The 19,811-nt window shown below is 72.3% G+C and carries 20 protein-coding genes and 1 tRNA gene; 14 read left to right on the top strand and 7 right to left on the bottom strand.

Going from position 1 to position 19,811, the window contains the following annotated elements; all coding sequences use genetic code 11:
- Positions 1-87: 87 nt before the first annotated feature.
- Positions 88-2,913, top strand: coding sequence for a preprotein translocase subunit SecA (gene secA, locus ITJ44_RS04095; protein ID WP_194633462.1), 2,826 nt, complete (start codon positions 88-90; stop codon positions 2,911-2,913).
- A 113-nt stretch (positions 2,914-3,026) separates the two neighbouring features.
- On the opposite strand, the gene ITJ44_RS04090 is transcribed toward secA, so the two are convergent.
- Positions 3,027-3,614: an Rv3235 family protein gene (locus ITJ44_RS04090; RefSeq protein ID WP_194633461.1), complete on the bottom strand. Its 588-nt coding sequence runs from the start codon at positions 3,612-3,614 to the stop codon at positions 3,027-3,029.
- 302 nt (positions 3,615-3,916) lie between these two features.
- Between ITJ44_RS04090 and ITJ44_RS04085 the strand changes: the two genes are divergently transcribed.
- From ITJ44_RS04085 to ITJ44_RS04070, 4 genes are all read left to right on the top strand, one after another.
- The gene (locus tag ITJ44_RS04085) at positions 3,917-4,429 is read left to right on the top strand and encodes a hypothetical protein (protein WP_370551615.1); all 513 of its coding nucleotides are present in this window, start codon (positions 3,917-3,919) and stop codon (positions 4,427-4,429) included.
- A gap of 69 nt (positions 4,430-4,498) precedes the next feature.
- Complete coding sequence (locus ITJ44_RS04080) at positions 4,499-5,137, top strand: SAF domain-containing protein (protein ID WP_194633459.1); 639 nt, start codon at positions 4,499-4,501, stop codon at positions 5,135-5,137.
- Positions 5,138-5,139: 2 nt separating this feature from the next.
- Positions 5,140-6,741, top strand: a complete 1,602-nt coding sequence (locus ITJ44_RS04075; protein ID WP_194633458.1) for a septum formation inhibitor-activating ATPase — start codon at positions 5,140-5,142, stop codon at positions 6,739-6,741.
- 9 nt (positions 6,742-6,750) lie between these two features.
- Positions 6,751-8,253 (top strand): PAS domain-containing sensor histidine kinase, encoded by a 1,503-nt coding sequence (locus ITJ44_RS04070; RefSeq protein ID WP_194633457.1) that lies wholly within the window; start codon positions 6,751-6,753, stop codon positions 8,251-8,253.
- A 96-nt stretch (positions 8,254-8,349) separates the two neighbouring features.
- Here ITJ44_RS04070 and ITJ44_RS04065 read toward each other — a convergent pair whose 3' ends face one another.
- Complete coding sequence (locus ITJ44_RS04065) at positions 8,350-8,598, bottom strand: WhiB family transcriptional regulator (protein WP_012037746.1); 249 nt, start codon at positions 8,596-8,598, stop codon at positions 8,350-8,352.
- 311 nt (positions 8,599-8,909) lie between these two features.
- On the opposite strand from ITJ44_RS04065, the gene ITJ44_RS04060 reads away from it, so the two are divergent.
- Positions 8,910-9,275, top strand: a complete 366-nt coding sequence (locus tag ITJ44_RS04060; protein ID WP_370551614.1) for a hypothetical protein — start codon at positions 8,910-8,912, stop codon at positions 9,273-9,275.
- 28 nt (positions 9,276-9,303) lie between these two features.
- On the opposite strand, the gene bcp is transcribed toward ITJ44_RS04060, so the two are convergent.
- A complete protein-coding gene (gene bcp, locus ITJ44_RS04055; protein ID WP_194633455.1) occupies positions 9,304-9,783 on the bottom strand; it encodes a thioredoxin-dependent thiol peroxidase in 480 nt (159 codons plus the stop codon).
- A 154-nt stretch (positions 9,784-9,937) separates the two neighbouring features.
- Here bcp and ITJ44_RS04050 point away from each other — a divergent pair.
- The 5 genes from ITJ44_RS04050 to ITJ44_RS04030 all read left to right on the top strand — a co-directional run bounded on the left by ITJ44_RS04050 (position 9,938) and on the right by ITJ44_RS04030 (position 12,604).
- Positions 9,938-10,013 (top strand) — tRNA-Lys (locus tag ITJ44_RS04050).
- Positions 10,014-10,293: 280 nt separating this feature from the next.
- Positions 10,294-10,788, top strand: coding sequence for a CarD family transcriptional regulator (locus tag ITJ44_RS04045; protein ID WP_012298114.1), 495 nt, complete (start codon positions 10,294-10,296; stop codon positions 10,786-10,788).
- Positions 10,789-10,909: 121 nt separating this feature from the next.
- Positions 10,910-11,140: a hypothetical protein gene (locus ITJ44_RS04040; RefSeq protein ID WP_194633454.1), complete on the top strand. Its 231-nt coding sequence runs from the start codon at positions 10,910-10,912 to the stop codon at positions 11,138-11,140.
- A gap of 152 nt (positions 11,141-11,292) precedes the next feature.
- Positions 11,293-12,117, top strand: coding sequence for an HNH endonuclease family protein (locus tag ITJ44_RS04035; RefSeq protein ID WP_194633453.1), 825 nt, complete (start codon positions 11,293-11,295; stop codon positions 12,115-12,117).
- A gap of 106 nt (positions 12,118-12,223) precedes the next feature.
- Positions 12,224-12,604 (top strand): hypothetical protein, encoded by a 381-nt coding sequence (locus ITJ44_RS04030; protein ID WP_194633452.1) that lies wholly within the window; start codon positions 12,224-12,226, stop codon positions 12,602-12,604.
- A gap of 10 nt (positions 12,605-12,614) precedes the next feature.
- Here ITJ44_RS04030 and ITJ44_RS04025 read toward each other — a convergent pair whose 3' ends face one another.
- Positions 12,615-14,147, bottom strand: a complete 1,533-nt coding sequence (locus tag ITJ44_RS04025) for an amino acid permease (protein WP_194633451.1) — start codon at positions 14,145-14,147, stop codon at positions 12,615-12,617.
- A gap of 97 nt (positions 14,148-14,244) precedes the next feature.
- Between ITJ44_RS04025 and ITJ44_RS04020 the strand changes: the two genes are divergently transcribed.
- On the top strand, positions 14,245-14,811 hold the full coding sequence (locus ITJ44_RS04020; protein WP_194633450.1) for a hypothetical protein: 567 nt from the start codon (positions 14,245-14,247) through the stop codon (positions 14,809-14,811).
- Positions 14,812-14,837: 26 nt separating this feature from the next.
- Here the strand turns inward: ITJ44_RS04020 and ITJ44_RS04015 are convergent, their stop codons facing one another.
- Both ITJ44_RS04015 and ITJ44_RS16065 read right to left on the bottom strand, forming a co-directional pair.
- On the bottom strand, positions 14,838-16,166 hold the full coding sequence (locus ITJ44_RS04015; RefSeq protein ID WP_194633449.1) for an MFS transporter: 1,329 nt from the start codon (positions 16,164-16,166) through the stop codon (positions 14,838-14,840).
- Positions 16,163-16,585, bottom strand: coding sequence for a MarR family winged helix-turn-helix transcriptional regulator (locus ITJ44_RS16065; RefSeq protein WP_194633448.1), 423 nt, complete (start codon positions 16,583-16,585; stop codon positions 16,163-16,165). Before ITJ44_RS16065 ends, ITJ44_RS04015 begins: the two co-directional genes overlap by 4 nt.
- A gap of 185 nt (positions 16,586-16,770) precedes the next feature.
- Between ITJ44_RS16065 and ITJ44_RS04005 the strand changes: the two genes are divergently transcribed.
- A complete protein-coding gene (locus ITJ44_RS04005; protein ID WP_194633447.1) occupies positions 16,771-16,956 on the top strand; it encodes a hypothetical protein in 186 nt (61 codons plus the stop codon).
- Positions 16,957-17,057: 101 nt separating this feature from the next.
- Positions 17,058-17,876 (top strand): alpha/beta fold hydrolase, encoded by an 819-nt coding sequence (locus ITJ44_RS04000; RefSeq protein WP_194633446.1) that lies wholly within the window; start codon positions 17,058-17,060, stop codon positions 17,874-17,876.
- A 22-nt stretch (positions 17,877-17,898) separates the two neighbouring features.
- On the opposite strand, the gene ITJ44_RS03995 is transcribed toward ITJ44_RS04000, so the two are convergent.
- Positions 17,899-19,782: a glycoside hydrolase family 15 protein gene (locus tag ITJ44_RS03995; RefSeq protein WP_370551613.1), complete on the bottom strand. Its 1,884-nt coding sequence runs from the start codon at positions 19,780-19,782 to the stop codon at positions 17,899-17,901.
- Positions 19,783-19,811 lie beyond the last annotated feature (29 nt).

The raw sequence follows: 19,811 nt of genomic DNA, 5'->3' as shown, positions 1-19,811 counted from the left end.
TGGCGAAGCTCGACGGCGGCGACATCCGCGCGCCGTCACGGCGGTCGTCGTCATCCGGCGCCCGTCCATCTACGCAGGGAGACACCGATGGCCTCAGTACTCGAGAAGGTCCTTCGCGTCGGCGAGGGGCGCACGCTCCGCAAGCTGCAGAACTACGCGAAGGCCGTGAACCAGCTCGAGGAGGACTTCACGCACCTCACGGACGAGGAGCTGAAGAACGAGACCGTCGAGCTGCGCGAGCGCCACGCCAACGGCGAGTCCCTCGACGACCTCCTCCCCGAGGCCTTCGCCGCCGTCCGAGAGGCCTCCCGCCGCACGCTCGGCCTCCGCCACTTCGACGTCCAGATCATGGGCGGCGCGGCTCTCCATCTGGGCAACATCGCCGAGATGAAGACGGGCGAGGGCAAGACCCTCGTCGCCACGCTGCCCGCGTACCTCAACGCCATCGCCTCGCGCGGCGTCCACGTCATCACGGTCAACGACTACCTCGCGAGCTACCAGAGCGAGCTCATGGGCCGCGTGTTCCGCGCCCTCGGCATGACCACCGGCGTGATCCTCGCGGGTCAGACCCCGCAGGAGCGCCGCGAGCAGTACGCCGCCGACATCACCTACGGCACGAACAACGAGTTCGGCTTCGACTACCTGCGCGACAACATGGCGTGGCAGGCCTCCGACATGGTCCAGCGCGGCCACTTCTTCGCCGTGGTCGACGAGGTCGACTCGATCCTCATCGACGAGGCCCGCACGCCGCTCATCATCTCCGGCCCGTCCGCGGGCGACGCGAACCGCTGGTTCACGGAGTTCGCGAACGTGGCCAAGCGCCTCGTGCCCGAGGTCGACTACGAGGTCGACGAGAAGAAGCGCACGGTCGGCGTCCTCGAGACCGGCATCGAGAAGGTCGAGGACCACCTCGGCATCGACAACCTCTACGAGTCGGCGAACACGCCGCTCATCTCGTTCCTCAACAACTCGATCAAGGCCAAGGCCCTGTTCAAGAAGGACAAGGACTACGTCGTCATGAACGGCGAGGTGCTCATCGTCGACGAGCACACCGGACGCATCCTCATGGGCCGCCGCTACAACGAGGGCATCCACCAGGCCATCGAGGCCAAGGAGGGCGTCGCGGTCAAGGCCGAGAACCAGACCCTCGCCACCGTCACGCTGCAGAACTACTTCCGCCTCTACAAGAAGCTCTCGGGCATGACGGGAACGGCCGAGACCGAGGCCGCCGAGTTCATGAGCACCTACAAGCTCGGCGTCGTCCCCATCCCCACGAACCGGCCCATGCAGCGCAAGGACCAGTCCGACCTCATCTACAAGAACGAGAAGGCGAAGTTCGAGCAGGTCGTCGAGGACATCGCGGAGCGCCACGCGGCCGGCCAGCCCGTCCTCGTCGGCACCACGAGCGTCGAGAAGAGCGAGTACCTCTCCAAGCTCCTCGCGAAGAAGGGCGTCCGCCACGAGGTCCTGAACGCGAAGAACCACGCACGCGAGGCCGCCATCGTCGCGCAGGCCGGCCGCCTGGGATCCGTCACGGTCGCCACCAACATGGCCGGCCGCGGCACCGACATCATGCTCGGCGGCAACGCGGAGTTCCTCGCGGTCGCCGCGATGAACGCCCGCGGGCTGAGCCCCGTCGAGACCCCCGAGCAGTACGAGACCGAGTGGGACGACGTGTTCGCCGAGGTCAAGGGCGAGGTCGACGAGGAGGCGGCGAAGGTCATCGAGGCCGGAGGCCTCTACGTCCTCGGCACCGAGCGCCACGAGTCGCGGCGCATCGACAACCAGCTCCGCGGTCGATCCGGCCGTCAGGGCGACCCCGGCGAGAGCCGCTTCTACCTGTCGCTCACCGACGACCTCATGCGCCTGTTCAACAACGGCGCCGCCGCCAGCCTCATGGGGCGCGACAGCGTGCCGGACGACGTGGCCATCGAGTCCAAGGTCGTCAGCCGCGCCATCCGCAGCGCGCAGGGCCAGGTCGAGGCGCGCAACGCCGAGATCCGCAAGAACGTGCTCAAGTACGACGACGTCCTGAACCGCCAGCGCGAGGCCATCTACGGCGATCGCCGCCACATCCTCGAGGGCGACGACCTCCAGGAGCGCTCGCAGCGCTTCCTGGAGGCCGTCATCGACGACGTGCTCGACTCGCACATCGGCGAGGGCAACGGCGACGACTGGGACTTCGACGCCCTGTGGACCGAGCTCAAGACGCTGTACCCGATCTCGATCACGATCGACGAGGTCATCACGGAGGCCGGGAGCAAGGGCCGCGTCAACCGCGACTTCGTCCGCCGCGAGATCCTCTCCGACGCGAAGCTCGCGTACTCGAAGCGCGAAGAGCAGCTCGGCGAGGCCGCGATGCGCGAGCTCGAGCGCCGCGTGGTCCTCTCGGTCATCGACCGCCGCTGGCGCGAGCACCTCTACGAGATGGACTACCTGAAGGACGGCATCGGCCTCCGTGCCATGGCCCAGCGCGATCCGCTGGTCGAGTACCAGAGGGAGGGCTTCGCGCTCTTCCAGCAGATGATGGGCGCCATCCGCGAGGAGACCGTCGGCTTCCTGTTCAACCTGGAGGTCGAGGTGCAGGCCCCGGCGGATGCCGAGTCCGTGGGTCCCCGCATCCAGGCGAAGGGCCTCGCCGCGAACCAGGCCACGGCGGACAAGCTCCGCTACACCGCTCCGACGGATGACGGCGGTGTCGAGGTCCGCAACCAGCGCGGCCAGATCGAGAAGGCCGCGACGGCGAAGGCGCAGAAGGACCAGCAGGCGGAGGACGCGGTCCTGGTCGGCGAGGAGGAGCCGGAGGCCCCGCAGGGCCCGCCCGCACGTGGCGCCTTCGGTCAGGCCACCGGTTCGCCGTCGTCCGCTCCGCAGAACCGCGAGGAGCGTCGGAAGGCCGACCGGCGCAAGTAGCTCCCGTCCGGGCCGACAGGGATCTGTCGGCCCGGGGCCGACCCCGAGGGTCGAGGTCACGACGAAGGGCGCACCTCCCGCAGGAGGTGCGCCCTTCGTCGTGCGACGGGTGGCTAGAGGACGTTGATGGCCGTCGCGCGCCAGCGTCGGTCGAGGCCCTCGAGCCGGATGGCGACCGCACGTGCTCGTGCGCGACCGTGCACCACGATGACCGCTTCGATGACGCCGTCTCGGGGGGAGAACGAGGTGACCGTGCCGATGGTGAACACCGGACGGGTCACCGACTGGCCTTTCGTGCGTCGGGCCCGCGCGCTGAGGACCACGCGCTTGAGGAGGTGGCGGTAGACGTCGTCGCTGACCCAGCGGGCGATCTGGTCGAGCTCACGCGCTCCGGCGAGGATCTCGATGACGCAGCGGGTGAGGTTCTCGAGCAGCGGACCCGACGGGGGGAGGTCCTGGCTGCTGCAGGGCTGGCGTCCGAAGAAGTCGTCGACGTCGAAGCGCTTGCGGACCGTGCCCCGGACGGTGGCGGTCGCCGCAGGAGCAGCCGCGGAGGACGAACCGACCGCCGCGCTCGTCGCCTGCGATGGTGCTGCTGTGTGCTTCCGATCACCGTGCCGACGGGGCGGGGTGCCTTCGGCATTCCCGGCGACGGTGCTCCGGCGGTCCGGGAGATCCTCCCGTGGCACTGCTTCACTCATGCGTCACTCCCATCCCGGTGCTCCCCCCCCGATCGGGGGGACCACGATGACTGGTCAACTGTGACAGTGCGAGAGGCTCTGCGCACGCTCAGCGCACAAGATGTGGAGAACTGAGAGCGGATCTCAAGGAAGGGACCCAAGGTGAGCCGGATGTGCCAGCCGTCCCCGCCGCCGCGCCGTGCCCTCCGAACGCCGGGAACCGGCGACCGATGAGGTGGGAGAACCTCTTCGACGACCTCGAGGGCCAGTGGGAGACGGCGCGGATCGCCGAAGAACGGGACCAGCGCGCCGAGGAGGAGCGCGTGCGCGTCGCGCGCACCGTCATGCGCGACCGCCTGAGGGCGCTCGCCTCGTCCGGCCATGCGCGGCCGCTTCGCCTGTCGCTGTCGGACGGCACGTGGATCGACCTCCGCGCCAAGGTGCTCGGACGGGATTGGCTGTCGGGGGAGCTCGCCGTCCCGGGCGATCCGTCGCCGCAGGAGGAGCGGGCGTGCATCCTGCCCCTCGCCTCCATCCACACGCTGGCCTTGGACCGTGAGCAGGTGCGGGCGAGCCTCGCGCCCGTCGCGGAGCTCCCGCCCGAGCGCGGCATCGTCGATCGGATCGGGTTGTCGTTCGTCCTCCGTGACCTCTGTCGGCGTCGTGCCCGTGTCGAGCTGCGGCTCCGTGACACCGTGGTCGGTGGCACGTTGGATCGCGTGGCGCGCGATCACGTCGACGTCGCGGTCCACGAGGCCGGCGCCCCTCGCCGTGAGTCGGCCGTCTCGGGGTATCGGTTGGTCCCCCTGGCAGCGATCGTCCTCGTCCGCGTCTGATCGTCCGCGTCACGGCAGCATGTGGACAACGCGCGACGCGGGCGAGCCTCGTCCCCGACATTGACCGGCATGCCTCCCACCCCTCGTCCCGCGCGTCCGGCGCGCCGTCCCGTCTGGTTGGATCCCCGCTTCGTCGTGGGGCTGGTGCTGGTCCTCGTGTCGACGGGAGGAGTGGTAGCGCTCCTGCGCTCCGCGGACTCCTCGGTGGTCGTCATGGCCGCGGGGTCCGCGCTCGACGCGGGGACGACGATCCACGCCTCCGACCTCGTGCCCGTGCGCGTCCGCATCGACGGTGCCGCCGACCTCTACGTCTCCCCGGAATCCGCGGACGGGCTCGTCGTCACGCGCTTCGTGGGCGCCGGCGAGCTCGTACCGCGGTCATCGCTCTCGTCGGCGGACGCGCGCACCACGGCATCCGTCGTCATCCCCACGTCCGCGGGCGCCGACCACCTCGTCGCAGCGGGCACGGTGGTGGACATCTGGGCGGCAGCGGCTAAGGGCTCCGGGACGAACGCCTACGACGCGCCACGCGTCATCGTCTCGGGGGCCACCGTCACGCAGGTCATCCGCCCCGAGGGCTTCGTCGCGGACCAGGACCACACGCAGGTGCAGCTGACCGTGCCGCGTGAGGACGTGGCGGCCGTCCTCTCCTCCACCGACGCGCGCGACCAGATGACGCTCGTGCCCGTCGGCGACGCGGGGGCCTGAGGGTGGCCACCCTCATCCTCGCCCTCCCGCCTCGCGTGGAGGACGCGCTCCTCCGCGACGTCGTCGAGGCCGGTCACACGGTCCTCGCGCGCGTCACGGGCGGGGCGGAGGTGATCTCCGCGGTCCGGGGGACGTCGATCGACCCCCTGCACCTGGTCATCTCTGCGTCTCCCGCGACCCTCGACCGGGACGTGCTCGCGGCACTCGACGAACGGGGCGCACGAGCGGTCGCCGTGGCGTCGAGCGAGGTCGATCGTCGCAATGCCCAGTCGCTCGGACACCACGAGGTCGTGGACGAGGGCGCCACCTGGCCCGAGATCGAGGAGCTGCTGCTCTCGGTCCGCCCGCTCGGGGCGGCCGGCGGCATGGCGGCGGGCGTCCGCCGTGCGGACGCCGTCGCGGCGCACCTGGAGATCGATGCGCCCGAGCCCCTCGGGTCGGGCGACGCACCCGACCGTGCCCGGATCGCCGACGCCGGGACCCGGCGGACCTCCCGCGGCTCCGACGTCCGCGCTGACCCGCTCGGCGGCAGGGAGGGATCGGTCAGCTCCTCGCCATCCGACGGCAGCCCGCGCGCGCGGTCGGCGAGGGACCGCCGAGCTCGGCCCCTGCGAGATCGTCTCGGGCTGGTGCGACGCCCGCGCGTGCCGGCTCCCGTGCTCCCGGAGGAGGAGCGGGACGACGGCGAGGTCGGCCGGGGAGAGCGGGTCGGCCGCGTGATCGCCGTGTGGGGCCCGCAGGGAGCGCCCGGGCGGACCGCGACGGCCCTGGCCATCGCGGGCGAGCTCGCGGCGGCGGGCCGATCGGTCGTGCTGGTCGATGCGGACGTCCACGGCGGCACGGTGGCCGCCACCCTCGGCCTGCTGGACGAGGCCCCGGGCTTCGCCGCCGCCTGTCGTCTCGCCGCTGCCGACAGCCTCACGGTGGAGGAGCTGGAGCGGATCGCGCAGCACCACCCGTCCACGCGGGCCCCCGGGTTCTCGGTGCTCACGGGCATCTCGCGCCCGGACAGGTGGCCGGAGCTCGCGGAGGGGCGGGTCTCCGCCGTGCTGCACGCCTGCCGAGGCTGGCGGGACTGCACCGTGGTCGACGCGTCGTTCAACCTCGAGGACGACGAGGAGATCTCGAGCGACATGTTCGCGCCCCGTCGCAACGCGGCCACGCACGCGGTGCTCCGTGGCGCGGACCATGTGGTCGCCGTCGTCGCGGCGGACACGGTCGGGCTGTCGCGCTTCTTCCGCGCGTACGTGCAGCTCCTCGAGATCGTGGACCCGTCGCGGGTCTCCGTGCTCGTCAACCGGGTCCGCCCGAGCGCCGGGGGCTGGGACGCCGCCAGCCAGGTGCGACGCACCCTCTTCCGGTTCGGGAGCGTGGAGGCCGCGGCGTACGTCCCCGAGGATCGGGATTCGCTCGACGCCGCGGTGCTGGCCGGGGCGACGCTCCGCGACATCGCTCCGCGATCGCCCGCGCTCGTCGAGTGGTCGCGATTCACGCGCACCACGCTCCTGCCTCCCGAGGACGCGTCCCGGCGGGTCCGTCGCGCGGCCGCCTCCCGACGTCGAGGCGGCGATGGGGCGAGGGAGGAGCGTGCCCGGCCCGCATAGGCTGTAGCCGTGTCCACGCTCAGCGATCTCGTGCATGCCCAGGGTCTGTCATCCGACGCGGACGTCGAGTGGCTGCACCTCCTCGTCGGCGACTGGCAGCTCCTCGCCGACCTGGCCTTCGCGGACATCGTGCTGTGGGTCCCGACCGTGAGCGGCAGCTTCGTCGCCGTCGCGCACGCTCGGCCGTCGAGCTCGGCCACGCTGTTCTACCGCGACTTCGTCGGTCAACCCATCAAGGCGGAGTGGCGCAAGCAGGTCACCGATGCGCACGAGACCGCCCGCATCATCGACTCGTCCGCGCCCGACTGGTACGAGGAGACGCCCACCCGCGTGCGGGCCGTCCCGGTGCTGCGTCGTCTGGCCCAGGGCAGCCCCGAGGTCACGGACACCCCCATCGCCGTGATCACGCGCCACACCAACCTCAGCGAGACCCGGACCCCGAGCCGCCAGGAGCTGACGTTCAACGAGTGCGCCAACGACCTCTTCGCGATGATCGCCGACGGCGACTTCCCCGACCTCGGGTCACCGACCGGCCCTCGACGCGGGGCGCCTCGTGCGTCCGACGGCCTCCTGCGCCTCGACGTGGACGGCATCACGACCTTCGCGAGCCCCAACGCCCTGAGCGCGTTCAACCGCATGGGCTTCTCCGAGGAGCTCGAGGGCGAGTCCCTCGCGGATGCCACGTCCAGCCTGCTCACCGGCAAGCGGCTGACCGTCGACGAGTCGCTCCCGCTCATCGTCGCCGGCCGGGCGCCGTGGCGGACGGACATCGAGTCGCGGGGTGTCACCGTGTCGCTCCGCGCGATCCCGATCCGCAGCCACGGCGAGCGGGTCGGCGCCGTCGTCCTCTGCCGCGACGTGACGGAGCTGCGCCATCAGGAGCGCGAGCTGATCACCAAGGACGCGACGATCCGCGAGATCCACCACCGGGTGAAGAACAACCTGCAGACGGTCGCGAGCCTCCTGCGTATCCAGGCACGCCGGTCGCACACGGAGGAGGCGCGCGAGGCGCTGGGCCACGCGCAGCGCCGGGTGGGCGCCATCGCCGTGGTGCACGACACGCTCAGCGAGGGGCTCAACCAGAACGTCGACTTCGACGCCGTGTTCGACCGCGTCCTGCTGCTCATCGCCGAGGTGGCCTCCGCGCACAACACGCGCGTGCATCCGAAGATAGTGGGCAGCTTCGGCGTGCTCCCGAGCGCCTACGCGACGCCGCTCGCCCTCGCGCTCACCGAGCTGGTGACGAACGCGGTCGAGCACGGCCTGGCCGGGCGCTCGGGCGAGGTGGCCATCGAGGCCGCGCGGACCGAGGAGACGCTCACGGTCAGCGTCCGCGATGACGGCGTGGGGCTGCCCGAGGGCAAGGTCGGGACGGGGCTGGGCACGCAGATCGTGCGGACGCTCATCCAGGGGGAGCTGGGCGGCACGATCGACTGGCACACGCTCATGGGCAGCGGCACCGAGGTGACCATCGAGGTGCCGCTGCGTTGGCTGGCGCCCGCCACGACCTGAGCCGGGGTCCCGGTCGATCCGGGTGCCCGGACGACGAGAGAGCCGGGCTGCCCGTGGGCGGCCCGGCTCTCTCGTCGGCGGTGCGGGGTGCGTGCGTCAGCTGGCGCGGCGGGCGCGGGCGGCGCGGCGCTTGAGGGCGCGGCGCTCGTCCTCGCTGAGCCCGCCCCAGACGCCCGAGTCCTGGCCGGTCTCGAGGGCGTACTGCAGGCACATCTCGGTGACGGAGCAGCGGCCGCAGACGGCCTTGGCCTTGTCGATCTGGTCCACAGCGGGGCCGGTGTTCCCCACGGGGAAGAACAGCTCGGGGTCCACAGTCAGGCAGGCTGCCTTGTCACGCCAGTCCATAGGGGTGCTCCTCGGGTCGGTACTCGTTGCACGGCAGATCTGCCGCGGGATGGGGGTGGGGCGAGGCGTCCGGGAACCGCATCGGGACGGGGCGCGTGGCCCCTCCTCGTGAGATGCTCAGCTTCAGGAATTCGTCCCTTGTAAGCTCGGTTCCGGATCTGCTCACCACCCTGTGAACCAACTCGACCTCGAATATCGTCGCATAGAGCCAACGATCTATCAATAGCTTTGTATGGGAACGTGCTGTGACCGGAACCGGTGATGTCCTCGATCCGCGCGAGCACGCGGATGCGCCTCGCCGATCTCCTGCCGTGATCGTCCTCGTGGTGCTCATCGCGCTCGAGGCGCTGGGCATGGCGGGCGTCACGGCCCTCCTCGTCGTCGACCTGCTCACCTCGACGCCTGCGTCGCTCGCCAGCGCCGTCGCGCTGATCGCCCTGTCAGCGCTCGCCGCGGTGTTCCTGGGCGGCGTCGTGCGGGGGATCCTGCGGGGCCGGAGCTGGATCCGTCCTGCGGCCGTGACGTGGCAGGTGCTGCAGATCGCCGTCGGGGTCGGCAGCCTGCAGGGCGCGGACGCCCGTCAGGACCTCGGGTGGGGTCTCATCGTGCCGTCCGTCCTCGTCGTCGTCCTGCTGTTCACGCGGTCGGTGCTCGTCGCCACGCGCCGGCGCGACTGATCCGACGCCGCCGCGCCAGCCCCGGGGGTCAGGCGTCGACGCCGAGCTTCTTCCGCAGCGATGCCACGTGTCCGGTCGCCTTGACGTTGTAGAGGGGGAGGGCGACCCGCCCCTCGCCGTCCACGACGACGGTGGAGCGGATCACGCCGGTGACCTTCTTGCCGTACAGGGACTTCTCGCCGTACGCCGCGTAGGCGCGGTGCACCTCGAGATCGGGGTCCGACAGGAGCGTGAAGCCGAGGCCCTGCTCCTCGCGGAAGCGGGCGAGGTCCTCCTGGGGGTCCTTCGAGATGCCCAGCACGCGGTAGCCGGCCGCCTGGAGGGAGTCCATGCTGTCGCGGAAGTCGCATGCCTGGGTGGTGCAGCCGGGGGTGCCGGCGGCGGGGTAGAAGTACACGATGACGTCCTGGCCGCGGAGCGACGACAGGCTCACGGGCGAGCCGTCCTGGTCGGGCAGGGTGAAGTCGGGGGCGATCTGCCCCTTCTCGAGGCGGGTGGTCTCGGTCATGGGGGAGCCTCTCGTTCGCGGGTGTCGAGGACCATGCTAGGGCCGCCGGCGTGATGCTCGACCGGGCGCTCCACGGCGCCGATTCGCGTCCGCCCGCACCGTGGTGCTAGTGTCATCTCTCGGTCCGGTACCCCGCACGACAGGGTCCTCACCTGCACCTCTAGCTCAATTGGCAGAGCAACTGACTCTTAATCAGTGGGTTCTCGGTTCAAGTCCGAGGGGGTGCACCACACGCTCCGCATGGGAGTGGCTCGTCCCGCGGCTCTCCGGCTGCCCCGCTCGCCCGCGTCCTGCGGCGGGGGAGAACCGTGAGAGAATACCGGTCGGACCATCACCGCGGACGCCCCTAGCCGAGCGCCGCGGCGGCCGGTGATCTCGGTGCACCGGCCACGCACCTCGGCCACGCCCACGGCGTCGGACGCGGAGCGGGACGTCGGCGCCCACGCGGCTGTGCATGCGCGTGCGCGACATCTCCGGCACACATCTCGAGGTATCGAAGGACAGCACTGCATGATTTTCGAAGTAGGGGAGACCGTCGTGTACCCCCACCACGGCGCCGCCACGATCACCGCGGTCAAGACCCGCACCATCAAGGGGGTCGACAAGAAGTACATCACCCTCCAGATCCACCAGAGCGAGCTGGTGATCGACGTGCCCGTCGACAACGCCGAGCTCGTCGGGCTGCGCGACGTCATCGACAGCTCCGGCGTGGAGGCCGTGTTCGACGTCCTCCGCGGCGACGTCGAGGAGGAGGCCGGCAACTGGTCGCGCCGCTTCAAGGCCAACACCGAGAAGATGGGCTCCGGCGACGTGCGCCGCGTCAGCGAGGTCGTCCGCGACCTGTGGCGCCGCGATCAGGACTCGGGCGTCTCGGCGGGCGAGAAGCGGATGCTGGCCAAGGCCCGCCAGATCCTCGTCTCGGAGCTCGCGCTGGCGCAGAAGTCCACCGACGAGGAGGCTTCCGTCGTCCTCGACGGCGTCCTCGCGCAGAGCATCTCCGCCTGACCCTCCGACGCGCCCGCGAGGGCGCATCGCCGCCGACGGGCGGTCCCCCGACCCGGGGGACCGCCCGTCGGCGCTTCCGGGCGGCCGTCGGACGACGTCCGCCCCGGCGTAGGGTGCGATCATGCGCGATCACCCCGAACGACCCGACCACGACGGCCCCCTCGAGCAGAATCCCCTCCAGCCGGCAGGCCGCGGGCTGCGCATCTGGATCTACGTGATCGCCGCGGTCGTCATCGTCGCCGTGGTCGCCTTCGCGCTCGTGCGCCTCGCGACCGCCGGGCAGAACACCCCGGGTCCGTCGTCCCTGGGCGCGGTGCTCCCGCTCGCCGGAGCCGTGCGCGCGCTGATCTGATCCGGCGCCGTCGGTCCCTCCCCGGTCCGGCGCGTCATCGCGTCCGTCACCCCCTCCCCATGGGGGCGCCGCCGCCGTCCGCCGCCTGCCGCGTCCTCTCCGATGACCGAGGCGGATCGCCGGTGTAGCCATGCCCTCGGGACGGGGGCGGCATGGGCGGACGGACGCTGCGGCGCGGAGGGCGACGGCGCGTGACGCGCCGCCTGTTCGCGCGGGTCCTGTCGGACAGGCGAGGGGCGGCGCGCGTCCTCATGGCGGCGGTGGCCGCAGCAATCGTCCTCGTCGCGGTGGTCACGGGGGTGCGCGAGGCTGTCCTCGGGCCGGACGCGGGCGGCGGCCAGCTCAGCGCCACGGTCGTCGATGGCGCGGTCGTGCGCACGCTCGCGGAGGCGGGACTCGTGCGGGATGGCCGGATCGACGTGGCAGCCGCGCGTCGGATGACCGATGCCATCCCCGGCGACGGACGCGAGCGGCACCCGCGCTACGACCGCGACGCCTTCGGCCCGGCGTGGGCTGACGCGGACGGGAACGGCTGCGACCAGCGCGACGACGTGCTCGTCCGCGACCTCGCCCGCGTCGCCTTCGCGCCGTCCGACCCGGGCTGCACGGTGGTCGCGGGCCACCTCGACGACGTGTACACGGGGCACGGGATCGACTTCGCGCGCGGTCCGCGCACGAGCGCGGCCGTGCAGATCGACCACCTCGTGCCGCTGTCCTGGGCGTGGCAGCACGGGGCGTGGTCGTGGTCCGACGAGCGACGCGAGCGCCTGGCCACCGACCTCGACGAGCTGCAGGCGGTCGACGGCCCGAGCAACCAGGACAAGTCGGATCAGGGGCCGGGCACGTGGCTCCCGCCGGATCCGGCGTACCGGTGCCTCTACGTGACCCGCTTCGCCTTCGTCGCGAGCAGGTACGGCCTCTCGATCGACGACGCGGATCGGGGTGCCGTCGACCGCGTCCTCACGGCGTGCTCCTGAGGCGCATCCCCGGGCGGCGTCGGTGGGCGCGCGTACGCTCGGGTCGACGCGGCCGGGCGTCGGCGCGGGCACGGGGCACGCGTCGGGCGAACCCGAGGGGATCCGCATGTGGAGCAAGCAGAGCGGCGACGCGACCGGGGCGATCAGCCCGGTGCCGGGGCATCCGCACGCCCACCCCGTGCGCGGCGCGTGGATCGTCCGCGTGGGCGACGGGCCGGCGCTCGGATGGGTGCTGCGGCATCGGGCCGACCTCGCGGCCCCGTTCTCCTACGAGGTCTACGCGTGCGGCCTCGGATCCGACGGGCTGCGGGTGTGGGTCCAGCGGAGGGACAGCCTCGACTCCGCGGTCGCGTGGGTCATGCAGCACGACGCCGAGCTCCTGGCCTTCGGGAGGCGGCTGCGGCCGGATCCGACGCAGCCCGCCGTGCGAGCGGACGAGGACGCCGCCGCCCCCGGGGTCGGGGACGGCGGCGTCGGGTCGGGCTGATCGGCGCCGGTCAGCGCTTCCGCTGGTCGGCCGCGTCGCGCCCGGTCACGGGGAAGGGTCCGGTGACGCCTTCGCGCACGCGGGCGATCTCGAGGATCCGGTCGCGCTGCAGGTACCAGCCCACGACCAGCAGCGGGATGATGATCACGAGCGATGCGACCGTGAGGGTGCCGATCGGCCAGTCGATCGCCATCAGCACGAGCACGCTGACGAGGAACGCGAGCGTCAGCCACGACGTGACGGGTGCGCCGGGCAGACGGAACGTGGGCTCCTTCGCCTTGCCCTGCTTCGCCCAGGTGCGCAGGCGCATCTGGCACAGGATGATGGTCGCCCATCCGGCCACGATGCCGAGCGCCGCGACGTTCAGGACGATCTCGAAGGCCTGGTCGGGCACGACCGCGTTGAGGGCCACGCCGAGCAGCGTGATCGAGCCCGTGAGCAGGATCCCGCCGAACGGCACGCCGCCCTTCGACATGACCGTCGTGAACTTCGGCGCCGAGCCGTTCATGCCCATGGAGTGCAGCACGCGGCCCGTGCTGTAGAGACCCGCGTTGAGGCTCGACATGGCGGCCGTGAGGACGACGAAGTTCATGACGGATCCCGCGATGGCGCCGACCTCGGGCGAGCCGAGGCTGGAGAAGAACGTGACGAACGGGCTCTGGTCGGCGCTGTACGCCGTGTAGGGGAGCAGGAGCGAGAGCAGCACGATGGATCCGACGTAGAAGATCGCGATGCGGAACACGACCGAGTTGATCGCGCGGGGGATGACCTTCTCCACGTCCTGCGTCTCGCCGCTCGCGGTGCCCACGAGCTCGATCGCCGCGTAGGCGAACACGACGCCCTGCACGACCAGCACGACGGGGACGAGTCCCTGCGGGAAGATGCCGCCGTTCTGCTGCAGCACGGTCCAGCCGGTCTGCACCTCGGCGCCGCCGACCGTGACGGGGAAGCTCCAGGCGAGCCACACGATGCCGACGATGAGGAAGATCACGAGCGCGGCCACCTTGACCAGCGCGAACCAGAACTCCATCTCGCCGAAGACCTTGACCGCGACGAGGTTGAGCGCGAGGACGATCGCGAGGGCGATGAGGGCGAGCAGCCACTGCGGCGCCGCCGTGAACGCGGACCAGTAGTGCATGTAGAGGGCGACGGCCGTGACGTCGACGATGGCGGTGGTGGCCCAGTTGAGGAAGTACATCCAGCCGGCGGCGTACGCGAACTTCTCGCCGTAGAACTCGCGGGCGTAGGAGATGAACGACCCGGAGCTCGGGCGGTGCAGCACCAGCTCGCCGAGCGCGCGGAGGATGAAGAAGGCGAAGACGCCGCAGATCAAGAAGACGATGGCGAGGGCGGGGCCCGCGGAGGCCAGCCGGCCGCCCGCCCCGAGGAAGAGGCCGGTGCCGATCGCGCCGCCGATGGCGATCATCTGGAGCTGACGGGGTTTCAACCCGTGCTGGTAGCCCTCCTGCTCGTGGCTGAAGTCCTGCGCCACGAAGTCCGGATCGGGCGTGACGGTGCTGCGGTCGCTCTCGCTTCGTGTCATCCGAATACGGTAGTGGTACGGGGCATTCGCCCGGACACCCGCGTCGATCGACTTCCGCGGGGCAGACCACCTGTGATACGCGCCGAGGAGGCCCGGAATGGCCCGCACGCACCGTCCGGCTCGCCGGAATCGATCGTGGGCGCCGGTCGTCGTGGCCGCGGCGGGAGCTCTCGTGCTCGCCGGCTGCACGACGGGGGCGGACGCGCCCGCCCCCGCGACCACGGCGCCCGCATCGAGCGGGGCCCCGGATGCGGGCGCCGCCCCCGGCGGCACCGCGAGCCCCGAGCCGACCGTGACGCGCGCCCCCGGTCCGCCGACCGAGGACGAGCTCGCCACGTGCTCGACGCTCGCGCAGGTGCTGCCCGACTCCACCAAGCTCGTGCAGGCGCTCGGCGACGGGAAGCAGGTGGATCCCACCCTCCTCGACCGCGTCAAGCAGGGCGACGCCGCGCTCGCCGGCATGGCGCCCGAGAACATGAAGCCGCTGGTCGCCTCGTTCTCGACCATCGTGGATGAGCTGGAGGCGCTGCGCTCGGGCGCCGACACGGACGGGGCCTCGCTCGACACCGGGCAGTACCTGCGCGCGACGAGCGCGTTCCTCGACTACTGCCTCGACGACGTCGGCTACGTGCCGCAGACCGCGACGCCGACGCCTGCTCCCTGACGCCGGGCCGCGCGCCGCTCCGCGCGTCAGGTGCGGCGCGCGACCGCCTCGTCCGCCTCGATGTCCTCGCGCGCGTCCTCGCGGCGGTCGCGGCCGTCGCCGTCGTGCGTGACCACGAGGTGCGGCGTGCGGTGGATCCGGTACGAGACGCGCAGGTGCCGGTGCAGGACCAGCCACGCGATCGCGATGAGGGCGGCGACGATGCCGCTGGCCGCGCCCACCATGACGGCGGCGCGCGGGCCCCAGGTGTTCGCGACCCAGCCCACGATGGGCGCGCCGAGCGGCGTGCCGCCGACGAAGATCGCCATGTAGACGGCCATCACGCGGCCGCGCATGCGCGGCTCGACGGTGAGCTGGACGGTGCTGTTGGCGCTCGTCATCAGGGTCTGCGAGACGACGCCCACGATCACGAGGGCACCGGCGAAGAGCAGGTAGGTGGGGGCGATCGCGGCGAGTCCCGTCGCGATGCCGAAGAGCGCGGCGCCGACGAAGACCAGGCGGATGCGGGGCCGCTCGCGGCGGGCCGACAGCAGGGCGCCCGCGACGGATCCCACGGCGAGGCTCGAGGAGAGCAGGCCGAACTCGGTGGCGCCCTTGCCGAACTCGACGCTCGCCATGGTGGAGGTGAAGATCGGGAAGTTGTAGCCGAACGCGCCGACGAGGAACACGATCACGAGGATCACCATGATGTCGGGTCGCCCGCCGATGTAGCGGAAGCCCTCGCGCAGCTGGCCGCGGGATCGCGCGACGCGCTCCGGGCGGCGGAGCTCGCCGACGCGGAGGCGTGTGAGCGCGAAGAGCACGGCGATGAAGCTCACGGCGTTGATGAGGAAGACCCATCCGGTGCCGACCCCCGCGATGAGCACGCCGGCGACGGCCGGCCCGATCATGCGCGCCGCGCTGAAGGAGGCCGAGTTCAGGGCGACGGCGTTAGAGAGGTCGTCGTCGGAGACGAGCTCGGAGACGAAGGACTGGCGGGCGGGCGCGTCGAGCGCCGAGGCGATGCCCAGCAGGAGGGCGAAGAGGTAGACCTGCCAGAGCTCGGCGCGCCCGGAGAGCACGACGAGGCCGAGCCCGAGGCCGAGGACGGCCATCGTGCCCTGGGTGATCATCAGCACGCGGCGCTTGTCGTACCGGTCGGCGATGAGGCCGGCGTAGGGGGAGAGCAGGAGCATCGGGCCGAACTGCAGCGCCATGACGATGCCGACCGCGGTCGCGTCGTAGCGGGTGAGCTCGGTGAGGACGATCCAGTCCTGGGCGGTGCGCTGCATCCACGTGCCGACGTTGGAGACGAGCGCGCCGGCGAACCAGATGCGGTAGTTCGGGGCGCGCAGGCTCCGGAAGACGGCGCTCACGCGGCGGCCATGCGGCCGAGGAGGGCGGCGGCCTCGCCGAGGGTGGCGCGCTCGGCGGCCGTGAGCTCGCCGAGGCGGAGGGAGAGCCAGGCGTTGCGCTGACGGCGGGTCTCCTGCACGACCCCCTGGCCGGCATCCGTGATGGAGACCGTGACGCGGCGGCCGTCGTCGGGGGCGGGGGAGCGCTCGGCGTAGCCGGCCTCGACCAGGCAGTTCACCGTGCGGTTCATGCTCGGGGCGGTGACGCGCTCCACCTCGGCGAGGCGGCCGGGGCTCGTCGGCCCGTCGCGGAGGAGCAGGGCGAGCACGACGAACTGGCTGTCGCTCAGCTCGTGGTCGGCCTTCTCGGCGCGCAGGCGGCGCGCGAGGCGCATGACGCCGGCGCGCAGGCTCTGGCTCAGGTCGGGGGCATCGGGCATGTGCTTAGGCTAGCTCATTAGACAGGCTAACGAATCGTCGGAGTGTGACGGGATCCTCTGAGCGCCGCGAGCGGACAGGCACGCGGGCGCCGGTCACGCGTCCGGGCAGGATGGGAGGACATCGCCGGCCGCGATGCTCCCGCGACGACGCGGGCACGGGCCGCGCGACCGGAGGAGGCACGGACATGACCCACCACGACGGCACGGCCGACGCGCACGACGACGACGACGCGGGGCTCGGCGGCGACGGCACGATCCCCGCCGGTGCCGCGGGCGTCGCGGCCGGCCACGACGGCGGGAACGACCACTTCGAGCCCGAGGAGGACACGCCGCACCCCGCGGACGAGGACGGCGACGGCGCCTCCGCCTAGCCCGCGCCCCGACGCCCGACGCCCGACGCCCGACGCCCGACGCCCGCGGTCCGTCGGGCGCCCGGTAGGGCGTGCCCGGGCTCCGCGTAGCCTGGATCCCCGTGGACACCGCGACCAACCCCCTCGACGGCACGCGCATCGCCTACCGGGCCTTCGGCGTCCGACCGGCCGACGGGGATCCCCACGACCGGAACCGCGTGCCCGTCGTCCTGGTGCACGGCACGGCCCTGTCGCAGGCGATCTGGCGCGGGTTCGGCTGGGTGCGCGCGCTCTCGCCGACGCGACCGGTGATCACGCTGGACCTCCGCGGCCACGGGCGCAGCGGCGTCCCGCACGAGCCCGCCGCGTACGCGATGGACCTGATGGTCGCCGACGTCGTCGCCGTGCTGGACGCGGTCGGCGCTCCTGTGGTGCACCACGTGGGCTACAGCCTCGGCGCGCGGGTCGGCTTCTCGCTCGCGGCCGCGCACCCGGACCGCCTCGCGTCCACGTCGAGCCTCGGGGGATCCCCGCGGAGCGGCGTCGGCGTCTTCGACCGCGTGTTCTTCCCCGGCTGCATCGCGGCGCTCGAGGAGGGCGGCATGCCCGGCTTCCTCGAGGCCTGGGAGCGGCACACCGGGCATCCCGTGGACGCCGCCACGCGCGGCGCCTTCCTCGCGGACGACGCCCGCGCGCTCGCCGCCTACATGCGCGAGTCGGAGCGGGACGCGGGCGTGCCCGACGGGGTGGTCGCCGGATCCACGGTGCCGCTGCTGCTCGTCGCCGGCACGCGGGATCCCGAGCGCCTCCGCGCCGCGCACCACGTGAAGGCGCTGCGCCCGGACGCGCCGCTCGTGGAGCTCGCGGGCGCGTCGCACGCCGACACCCCGCGGCACCCCGACGCGCTGCCGGCGGTGGCGCGGTTCCTCGACGCGCTCTGACGGCGGGCCGGCGCGCGCCGGATCAGGCGGCCGTCGACGACCCGCCGCGCGCCGCCTCGGCGTGGGCCTTCGCGGGGTTCCCGTCCCGGTGCGCGCGGTCGAGGTCGGCCGGATGCGCGGCCGCCGCGGCCTCCAGCGCGTCCGCCGCCCGCACGAGGGCGAGGTGCGACAGCGCCTGCGGCACGTTGCCCGCCTGGCGCTGCCCGACGGGGTCGTACTCCTCCGAGAGGAGCCCGACGTCGTTGCAGAGGGCGACGAGCCGGTCCATCAGCGCGCGGCCGTCGGCCTCGCGGCCGGACCGGGCGTACTGCTCGACGAGCCAGAACGAGCAGGCGAGGAACGGGTACTCGCCGGCGGGCAGGCCGTCGACCCCGGCGCTCGTGTCGTAGCGGAGCAGGAAGCCCTCGTGCATGAGCGTCCTCTCCATCGCCTCGACGGTCGCCAGCATGCGCGGGTCGTCGTAGGCGCAGAAGCCGGCCTGGGCGAGGATCAGCAGCGAGGCGTCCACCTCGGTGGTGCCGTAGTGCTGGCGGAAGGCGCCCGTCGCGGGATCCACGCCCCGGTCGAGGATCTCGTCGCGCACCCGGTCGCGCAGCTCGATCCACTGCTCCACCGGTCCGTCGAGGCCGTGCCGCTCGACGCCCTGCACCGCGCAGTCGAGGGCCGCCCAGATCATGGCCCGCGAGTGCGTGAAGTGCTGCTCGGCGCCGCGGATCTCCCAGATGCCGCTGTCCTGCCGCTCCCAGTTCTCCTCGACGAAGCCGATGAGGGCGCGCTGCAGCGGCCACGAGAACTCGGTCTCGCCGACGCCGGCGTCGCGCGCGGCCTGGAGGGCGAGCATCACCTCGCCGATGACGTCGGCCTGGTACTGCTCGAACGCGCCGTTGCCGACGCGCACCGGGCCCGACCCCTGGTAGCCGGGCAGGCTCTCGAGGTCGCGCTCGGGGAGGTACCGCTCGCCGCTCAGGCCGTACATGATCTGCACGTCGCCCGGATCCCCGGCGATGGCCCGCAGGAGCCAGGTGCGCCACTCGTCGGCCTCGTCGTCGAAGCCGTGCGCGAGCAGCACCTCGAGGGTCAGCGACGCGTCGCGCAGCCAGACGTAGCGGTAGTCCCAGTTCCGCGGGCCGCCGAATTGCTCCGGGAGGCTCGTGGTCGCAGCCGCGACGATGCCGCCGGTGTCCTCGTGGGTGAGCGCGCGCAGCACGAGGAGCGACCGGCGGACCGCGGCCTGGTGCGGGCCGGAGTGCTCGATGGAGCTCGCCCAGCTCTCCCACCACTCGGTCGTGTGCTCGAGCGCGGCGTCCACGTCGAACGCGGGCGGCGCGCTGCGGTGCGAGGGGAACCAGGTGAGCGTGAGGTCCACGGTCTCGCCGGCCTCGACGTCGAAGGCCACGCCGTGGTGGCGGTTCGTGGCGGTGAGCTCGGGGCCGCGGACGACGACGGCGTCGGGGCCGGCCACGGCGACGAGGCGCGGGTCGTCGCCGTCGAGCTTGCGGATCCACGGCAGCGCGGTCGCGTAGCCGAAGCGGAGGCGGAGGTCGCCCTGCATCCGCACGGTGCCGCTGATGCCGCGGACGCGGCGCACGACGTCGGCCCGGCGGTTGCCCATGGACATGAAGTCGGTGACCTCGACGGCGCCGTCGGGCGTCTCCCACCTGGTCCAGAGCACGAACGTGTTGCCGAGGTAGGTGCGCATGGAGACGGTCGCGTCCGGGTGCGCGGGGGCGAGGCGCCAGGATCCGTGCTCGTCGGTGCCGAGGAGCGCCCCGAACATCGACGCGGAGTCGAACCGCGGCAGGCACAGCCAGTCGATGGAGCCGTCGCGGCCGACCAGCGCTCCCGTGTGGCAGTCCCCGATGAGTGCGTAGTCCTCGATGCGCATGGCCATGCGCCATGCTCCCACGCGTCGCCTGCGTTCCCGCCCGCGCCGCG

The sequence above is a fragment of the Clavibacter sp. VKM Ac-2873 genome (assembly GCF_015351075.1).
Classification (GTDB): Bacteria; Actinomycetota; Actinomycetes; order Actinomycetales; family Microbacteriaceae; genus Clavibacter.
This window is presented reverse-complemented; position numbering and strand designations above follow the sequence as displayed.